The organism is Pseudoalteromonas sp. SG45-3, assembly GCF_014164075.1.
GTDB lineage: Bacteria > Pseudomonadota > Gammaproteobacteria > Enterobacterales > Alteromonadaceae > Pseudoalteromonas > Pseudoalteromonas distincta.
Genome location: NZ_JACJEN010000003.1, coordinates 353,909 through 361,510, shown reverse-complemented (window position 1 = coordinate 361,510; position 7,602 = coordinate 353,909). Strand labels below are relative to the sequence as shown.

4 protein-coding genes and 1 pseudogene are annotated in these 7,602 nt (G+C 36.1%); 2 read left to right on the top strand and 3 right to left on the bottom strand.

Going from position 1 to position 7,602, the window contains the following annotated elements:
- Nucleotides 1-708 precede the first annotated feature (708 nt).
- Nucleotides 709-1,344 carry an isoprenylcysteine carboxylmethyltransferase family protein gene (locus H5126_RS06110; RefSeq protein ID WP_182720006.1) on the top strand — a complete coding sequence of 212 codons (636 nt, stop codon included), beginning with the start codon at nucleotides 709-711 and terminating at the stop codon, nucleotides 1,342-1,344.
- Nucleotides 1,345-1,597: 253 nt separating this feature from the next.
- On the opposite strand, the gene H5126_RS06105 is transcribed toward H5126_RS06110, so the two are convergent.
- From H5126_RS06105 to H5126_RS06095, 3 genes are read right to left on the bottom strand one after another with little or no spacing between them, the layout of a single operon-like run.
- Nucleotides 1,598-3,619 (bottom strand): bifunctional diguanylate cyclase/phosphodiesterase, encoded by a 2,022-nt coding sequence (locus H5126_RS06105; RefSeq protein ID WP_182720005.1) that lies wholly within the window; start codon nucleotides 3,617-3,619, stop codon nucleotides 1,598-1,600.
- A 4-nt stretch (nucleotides 3,620-3,623) separates the two neighbouring features.
- Nucleotides 3,624-4,151 carry a YfiR family protein gene (locus H5126_RS06100; RefSeq protein ID WP_182720004.1) on the bottom strand — a complete coding sequence of 176 codons (528 nt, stop codon included), beginning with the start codon at nucleotides 4,149-4,151 and terminating at the stop codon, nucleotides 3,624-3,626.
- 9 nt (nucleotides 4,152-4,160) lie between these two features.
- Nucleotides 4,161-6,221, bottom strand: a complete 2,061-nt coding sequence (locus tag H5126_RS06095) for a TonB-dependent receptor domain-containing protein (protein ID WP_182720003.1) — start codon at nucleotides 6,219-6,221, stop codon at nucleotides 4,161-4,163.
- 480 nt (nucleotides 6,222-6,701) lie between these two features.
- Between H5126_RS06095 and H5126_RS06090 the strand changes: the two are divergent.
- A pseudogene (locus H5126_RS06090) lies at nucleotides 6,702-7,577 on the top strand (diguanylate cyclase domain-containing protein).
- Nucleotides 7,578-7,602 lie beyond the last annotated feature (25 nt).

The window sequence follows — 7,602 nt, the reverse complement described above, 5'->3', positions numbered from 1 at the left end:
GACCCACCTGACTCCATGCCGAACTCAGTAGTGAAACGAAACAGCGCCGATGATAGTGTAGCATTTGCTATGTGAAAGTAGGACATTACCAGGCTTCAAATTGTAGAGAGCCCGACTAGAAATAGCCGGGCTTTTTTACGTCTGAAGAAAAGTGAAATGTGCGCAATTAATACACACTCACATCAACACCTAGCACGTAGGTCGGGCGTAGCGACTCCCGACGTTAAAATCACAACAAAACCCCTCAATAACTCAGTCGGCCAATGGAGTAGCATTTGCTACATGACTCTCCACCGCTGTGGGCACTACGACATTACCAGGCTTCAAATTGTAGAGAGCCCGACTAGAAATAGTCGGGCTTTTTTACGCCTGCAGAAAAGTGAAATGTGCGCAATTAATATACACTCATACCAACACCATCAAGTAGGGCGGAAAAATAGATCACTTAATTAAGCGAATTGGTATAAAAATAAAATTGTGAACTACCGAATTTACGTTTTCGGTTTGTGTAAGCAGTTGTTTAGGTGAAGTATCAAACAGAATTTATAAATTAGTTTGATTAGTTGATTATAACTCGTTAACTAACCACAGACTTAGCTTGTTTATGAGGGCAATGAATACTAATATGATTTCATGATCTTATAACTAAATCTATTGGCTTAGTTGTTTTAAAATTACTACCAATAATGATTGTGAGCTGTAACTTAAATGCCTTATGAAACATTTGTAGATGACTCTGCATCGCTAGTTGAATTTACCCGAGTTTACTTAGCTATTTTTTATACTTTTGTTGCCGGATTTTATACATTTAGAATTATTTATAAAAATCGAAATACACCATCAGGCGTTATTTATCCCGGTGATAAATTTTGTACTAGTTGGTGGAACCATATGGTTTTTAAATTTTTCAGGGCTGCTATTTGGTTTGTATGTGTAATTAGATTGTTTGTACCTGAGTTAGATAGCTATCTTGGGCTATTCCCAATACTCAATGGCTGGCCAGGCGTATTATTTGGCGATGTATTATTGACCGCAGGCTTTATTTTAACGATGTTTGTACATTTTCATATGGCAGCACTTTGGCGTTCAGGAATTGATCCTAAGGGACCACATGAACTTAAAACATCAGGATTATATGAATACTCTAGGAATCCGATGTACTTAGGCGTTGTAGCTGCACAGGTGGGGTTCTTTTTAGCCTTACCTAGTATATTTAGTTTGACCTGTTTAGTTATTGGTTTTACAGCTATATATAGACAAACATTAGTTGAGGAGGCTCATTTAGCTCATCGTTTTTCTGCACAATATAAAGAGTATAAACAACTAGTCCCTCGCTGGTTATAGCTTGGGATTGAGCTTTAAATACATGGATTTTTAAGGCAAAAGTAAAGAAGTGTTCTGTGTTGGCTTGCTAAAATCTAGCACGATAGACATAAATCAGATCACTTCTATTTGTTTTATACCAATTCGCTTAATTAAGTGAGCTATTTTGAGGATGGAAAAACGTGTTGATAGCTAGGCAAAAAACTAGCTATGTAGTTGTTCTAAATGAGAATTTTTTAACACAGGTAGCGACACGTTCAGCCCCGTAAAATGATTAAGTATTATTGCGGATCGGTATTATATACTTTTCCATAAACTCTTGTTTAGTAATTGCCTTTGAAAAAATGTAGCCTTGAATATAATCACAAGCAAGCTGCTTTAATAGGTCATACTGTTTTTGTGTCTCAACTCCTTCAGCAACCACCATTACGTCTAGATTGTGAGCCATAGTGATAATAGCTTTCACGAGAGCAATACTATTATTGTTTGATTCTATATCGTTGATAAATGAGCGATCTATTTTTAAAATATCTATATCTAAGCGCTGTAAATACGCCAAAGAAGAATAACCAACACCAAAGTCGTCAATTGCAATATCTATATTAATAGTGCTTAAGCGTTTTAATTGTCGTTGTATTGACGAGTCGGGATCCATTAAAGTATTTTCAGTGACTTCAATTAAAATAGTGTTTGCGGGTAGTTGGTACTTTTTACTTGCTACAATCCATTCATCCACCCAGCAACCAGCGCGGTCAATTTCAAGAGGTGATGTATTTACACTGACTTGAATTGTCTTTTCACTTAAAACATTGAATTGGACGGTATCTTGAATTGCTTGAGATTTTACCCATTGGCCGATATCATTTATTAATCCGTTTTTTTCAGCAACTGGTATAAATTCATTTGGCCCTATTAGGCCTCTTTCAGGGTGGTTCCAACGAATTAAGGCTTCAGCTTTTGGTACTGATTTCCCGTCAATTGAAAATATAGGTTGGTAAAATAATTCAAATTGGTTTTTAACAATTGCAGTGCGTATCTCCTCTATTAGACGACGCTTTTCTGTGGCTTTTTCTTCGATAGCATAGGAGAAAAACTCATAGCGATTCCGCCCTTTATTTTTAGATAAATACATTGCTTGGTCAGCGCGTCTAACGAGCTCTTCTACTGTTAAACCATCAGCAGGGAAAAATGTTAAACCTATGCTTGCGGTAACATAGACTGTCTCTTTTTTTACTTTAATGCTCTGCATTAAGCTACTTTTTACTGCTTCGGCAATTTTTGATGCTTCATCCGGGTTATTTACACCTTCTAAAATTAATGTAAATTCGTCACCACCTAAACGTGCGACTGTATCTTTAGTCGTTATACAACTTTGCAGTCTTGTGGCTACTTGGTGTAAGAGTAAATCACCGTAGTCGTGACCTAGGCTGTCGTTTACTTCTTTAAAGCCATCCAAATCTATGAATATAAGGGCGAACTTCATTTCCTTAATACTTACTAAGCTTTGTAGTTTTTCGTAAAAATAACGCCTGTTCGGTAAGTCGGTTAATCCATCTTGGTAGGCATATTGTTGCAACTGAATATTCGCATTTTCAAGTTCATTAGTACGCAGTCTAACTTGGTTTTCTAATGAATTTTCTCTTTGCTCAATGTTGTATAACATTACATTAAAACAAGAGGTTAATTGTCCTACTTCATCTTGTGATAGCTGTTTAGCGCGTAAGCTATAATCATGTGATGTGGTTATTTTATTTGCTGTTTGAGCTAAATATAAAATAGGGTTTAAAAAGCGACGCCTTAATAAAAGAGATAAAATTAGGCTGATGGCAAAGGTGAATACCATCAAAATCATTATAAATTTAAAGTAAAAAGTAATTCTGTCTTGAATGTAGCTGTTGTTAGCGCGTATTTTTAATATACCGTAATCATGCATATCGAGCTGAAGGGGTGTACTTACTTCAATACTTTGCTCCATATCTTCATCTTTGGATTGCGCAATAACAAGTTGCTCACCAGTCACACTTGTTACCATTATACTAATAACATCTGAGCGTATAAGTATTGGGTTTATAAGCTCTTGCACTGCATCAATATCATCAAACATAAGTGCTGTAGTTATATTCGGTGAAAGCATTTTTGACAGAGAGCCCAAGCTTTCTATTTGTTCCTCTTTAGCGCTAGTGATTTCATAAGCACTAAATACAATGGTTACTGTCGCGGTTGATACAAGTGCAACACTCATTAAGATAAATAGTAATTTTTTGCTCATCGTATTTAATGCAAATAGTTTTTTCATTGCACTACCTATCTACAACGCGGGCAAGGCGTAGCACTTTTGAGCTCATAGTAATCCCTGCATCTTTAAGCTGTTTCGGAGCAATTTCAAAGCGAATTTTACCACTGGAAAGAAAAAACCTGACATGACCGCCATTTTCAATAAATGTGTCTGTTTCACCAATGAGCATAACGTTTTTCAGCTCTAAAGGTGTTATGTTTTGCCATTCGATAAATGTATCAGAGGTAATAAATAGCATGTTACACGCCGAGGTTGTTACTTCATCCAGAGTGATTAATTTATTGTATAGAGGTAAGTTTTTTATAGTGCGACTTTTTAAAGCGTTGTTAGCCGCATCAATAAAGTATTTATCAGGGCTACAAATAATAAATTCATTAAGAGATTCTAAATGATAATCCCAGTGTCCAAAACGTGCAAAGTTATATAAGAAGCCTGCTTTTAGCATGTATTCTTTTTCAACAGCGCCAACGCTGGCACTAAGAAGTGTCAACGTTATTAAGCTACTGTGAATTAAACTTCTTAATTTAATCATCTAATTAACTTAGAAATTTGCTGAAATTGTAAATGTAATACATTCATCAATATAGTTTGGTAATGTATAGGTTTCGCGCGTATTATTGTACTCAATATGTGAACCTGCAAAGAGGTTTTTACCCGAAATTGCAGTAGACCACACAGGTGTTGCTTGCCAATTCCAACTAACATCTAACGTTGTGTAATTATCAGTGTTATATGCATTTGAGTTTATTGCGCGCAATGTCGCAAACACATTATGGTTGGTTAAAAAAGAATAATCGGCTTTTGCAAATAACTGCCTGTTTTTAGAGTCATAGCCGATTGCGGGCTCTACTCGAGGAGGTAAATCGTAGTTATAATCGGTGTAACTATAACCAAACTCAGTATTGAGATTATCAACAGGTTGCCATGATACAACTAGGTCGAACCCTTTAGTGGTCGTGTCTGCTACAGATGCAAAGTCTAAATCTATGCGAGTCATTGTTAGTGCTTGAAATACTTCTGGGATTCTCCCTGCTAGAAATAATTCAAGTATAGGTGTGAATTGTTCAGCATGCGTATTCATATCAATAACCGCTACGTTATTAGCATCGGTATAATAAGTAGAAATATCCAATGACCAATCGTTAGCAGTAAAACGGTAACCTAATTCATAAGATAGATAGTTTTCAGATTTAACTTTGTCGTTACCATTTAGGTAGGTTGCAATTCGGTAGTCGTCTATTTGTCCAAAGCCAGAGCTTAAACCGGTAAGATCTTTAATTTCAGTACCATTAACTTTAAAGTTGTCGTTAAATTCAATCAATGTTGGTGTACGTACACTTCTCGATATAGCACCCCAAGTAAGGTGGTTATCTACTGGTTTGTATATAAGCCTTGCTGACGGTTGATTTTCCCAGCCAGTTAAATCGTTATGATCAAGCTTAGTACCAATAATAAAATCGAGTGTATCAGGCGTCACATTGTATTGAGCTTGAACAAGTGCACCAAACTGTTTGAGGTTATCAAAGTTTTTATCGCTATCTAAAAATACACTTTCTGCGAAAGAGATAGAGTTATACCGGTAGTTTAATCCCCAATCTAGCTGTAGAGATTGGTATATGAAGTTCATTTGATAATCAATATCTATCGATTCAAAATCTTCTTTAATATAATCTTGGGAACCATTTTGTTTCAGCCAAGAAATTTGTAGCATTTGATTGGCATCGGGCGACACTCTGTTTTCAAGGCGCGCCATTATGCGTGAGTCTGTTCGCTTTAAATCATCTGAGAATGAAATGTTTTCGTTGGTTTCATCTATAACACCTCGGTAGTTTTGACCAAGTGTTGAGTGAGTAACGTCCCCCTGAAGTAGCGCAGACCACTCATCATTAGGGGTAAAGTCAGCCCGAAAACCTAAAGAATTTTGTTTAGTTGTATCGTTAGGTACGAGTAAGATCCCTTTTTTTGATTCATTCGCATCTTTTACATGACCATACACACGGTAGCTGCCTATGTTACTTATATCACCACCGTAACGAAGATTTGCATCAACATTTATTTGATTACCAGTTGTTACGTTTGCGTATCCACCGCGAGTATCAATACTGTTTTTAGTAATGATATTAATCACGCCATTATTTGCGTTACTACCCCAAAGTAATCCGCCTTGTCCGCGTATTACTTCAATGCGTTCAATGTCATACAAAGGAACGTTGAGTGTTTCCCAATAAACTGCAGCAAATTTTGGGGTATATAAGCTTTGTCCGTCAATCATAACCAATAGTTTGCTAGAAAATCGAGAGGCAATACCTCTTGATGAAATAGCCCATTGATTGTTATCGAGCTGACGTACAATTAAACCAGGCACCATTTTCAGTGCTTCAGGTACTGATGTAGCACCAGAGTTAGTAATTTGTTCTTTACTTAATACATAAATAGATGAAGCGGTATCAAATGCTGATTGCGCTCTTTTCATCGCAGAAGTTGCTTGTACATCCATGCCCATTAAAGCATCAAGGTCGAGGTCTTCATCTTCAAACGGCTCGGCCGTTACAAGAGGGCAAACAAAAAGTAATGGCCAAAACAAACGTTGTGATATTTTCACCCAAAAGTCTCCTGCGCAATCAAAAAATCAAAAACAGTCTTTGTTTTTGTAACACATGTGATATCACACAATATTAACATACATTAACAGTGTAAAAGCATAAATGAGATTAAATCAAGGTAGCTAATTTTGTAGTAGTTAAAAGGTCTAATTTCGCCCAATTGAACTGTAAAAATATAGTTAAATGAACTTTATAAGTATATTTATTAAAGAGTCAGTAAAATGTAAATAACTGATAAATATATGTTTATATATAACTTAAAATTTAGTCTATTTCAGAATAACTTCAAAGTATTTACGGTTATTAAATATTTAATCTTAACTTTTTCGTGTCATGCTTCTCAAAGCAATATTAATTATATGGGCACAATTTATACCTAGCCCTGTGTTATCTGCGATTGTGGTTTAATTATCTTTGCTTTTGTTAAAGCTATATAGAATACTTAAATTTGCTTGGTTTTGCTTTGAAGGCACCAAAGTATGATAAAAAATGAATTAATTAATGTAGAAGAAGTACTCGATTTAATGCTTGATGCCGTTTGTGTGGTAGATAAACAAGGCACATTTGTTTTTGTAAGCGCAGCATTTGAGCAAATTTTTGGTTATACGGCCGACGAAGTTGTAGGCAAAAAGATGATTAACTATGTTTACGAAGGTGATCATTACAAAACGCATAACGCCGTAACTTCGCTATTGTCTGGCGAAACGGTAAACCCTCGCTTCGAAAACCGCTGGATGAGAAAAGATGGTCAAGTAGTCCATATATTATGATCTGTTCGCTGGTCAGAGCAACATCAAGTAAGAATTGCAGTAGCGCACGATATAACTGAGCGAAAAGTAATGGAAGAGCAGCTCCAGTACATGGCTCGGCACGATGTGTTAACTGGTTTGCCTAATCGCTCTTTATTGATGGAGCGATTAGAAAAAGTAATTATTAGTGCAACTACAAACAACACATTTTTTTCTTTACTGTTTATAGACATAAATGGCTTTAAAGCAGTAAACGACACCCACGGACACGAAACTGGCGATAAGCTTTTATGCGCCATTGCAAAAAGGCTCTCAGCGTCGGTTAGGCATTACGACACAGTAGGGCGTTTAGGCGGAGATGAATTTTTAATTATTTTAGATAATTTAAGATCTAGCCACGAAACTGTCAGAATCAAAAATAAAGTCCTGACTGAGTTTAAGGACGTCTTTAAGTTAGGTGACGTACTATTAAATATTTCACCTAGTATTGGTATTGCAAACTACCCAGAGCACGGTCAAACAGATCACGAACTTATAAAATATGCCGACCAAGCTATGTACAAAAATAAACAACAAGGCTTAGATAACGTAACCTATTTACCTTAAAAAATTATGCTGAACTACCACCTTA

Coding starts and splice junctions, on each gene's coding strand:
- H5126_RS06100 (WP_182720004.1), bottom strand. CDS start 4,151: ATGATTAAATTAAGAAGTTTAATTCACAGTAGCTTAATAACGTTGACA.
- H5126_RS06110 (WP_182720006.1), top strand. CDS start 709: ATGCCTTATGAAACATTTGTAGATGACTCTGCATCGCTAGTTGAATTT.
- H5126_RS06105 (WP_182720005.1), bottom strand. CDS start 3,619: ATGAAAAAACTATTTGCATTAAATACGATGAGCAAAAAATTACTATTT.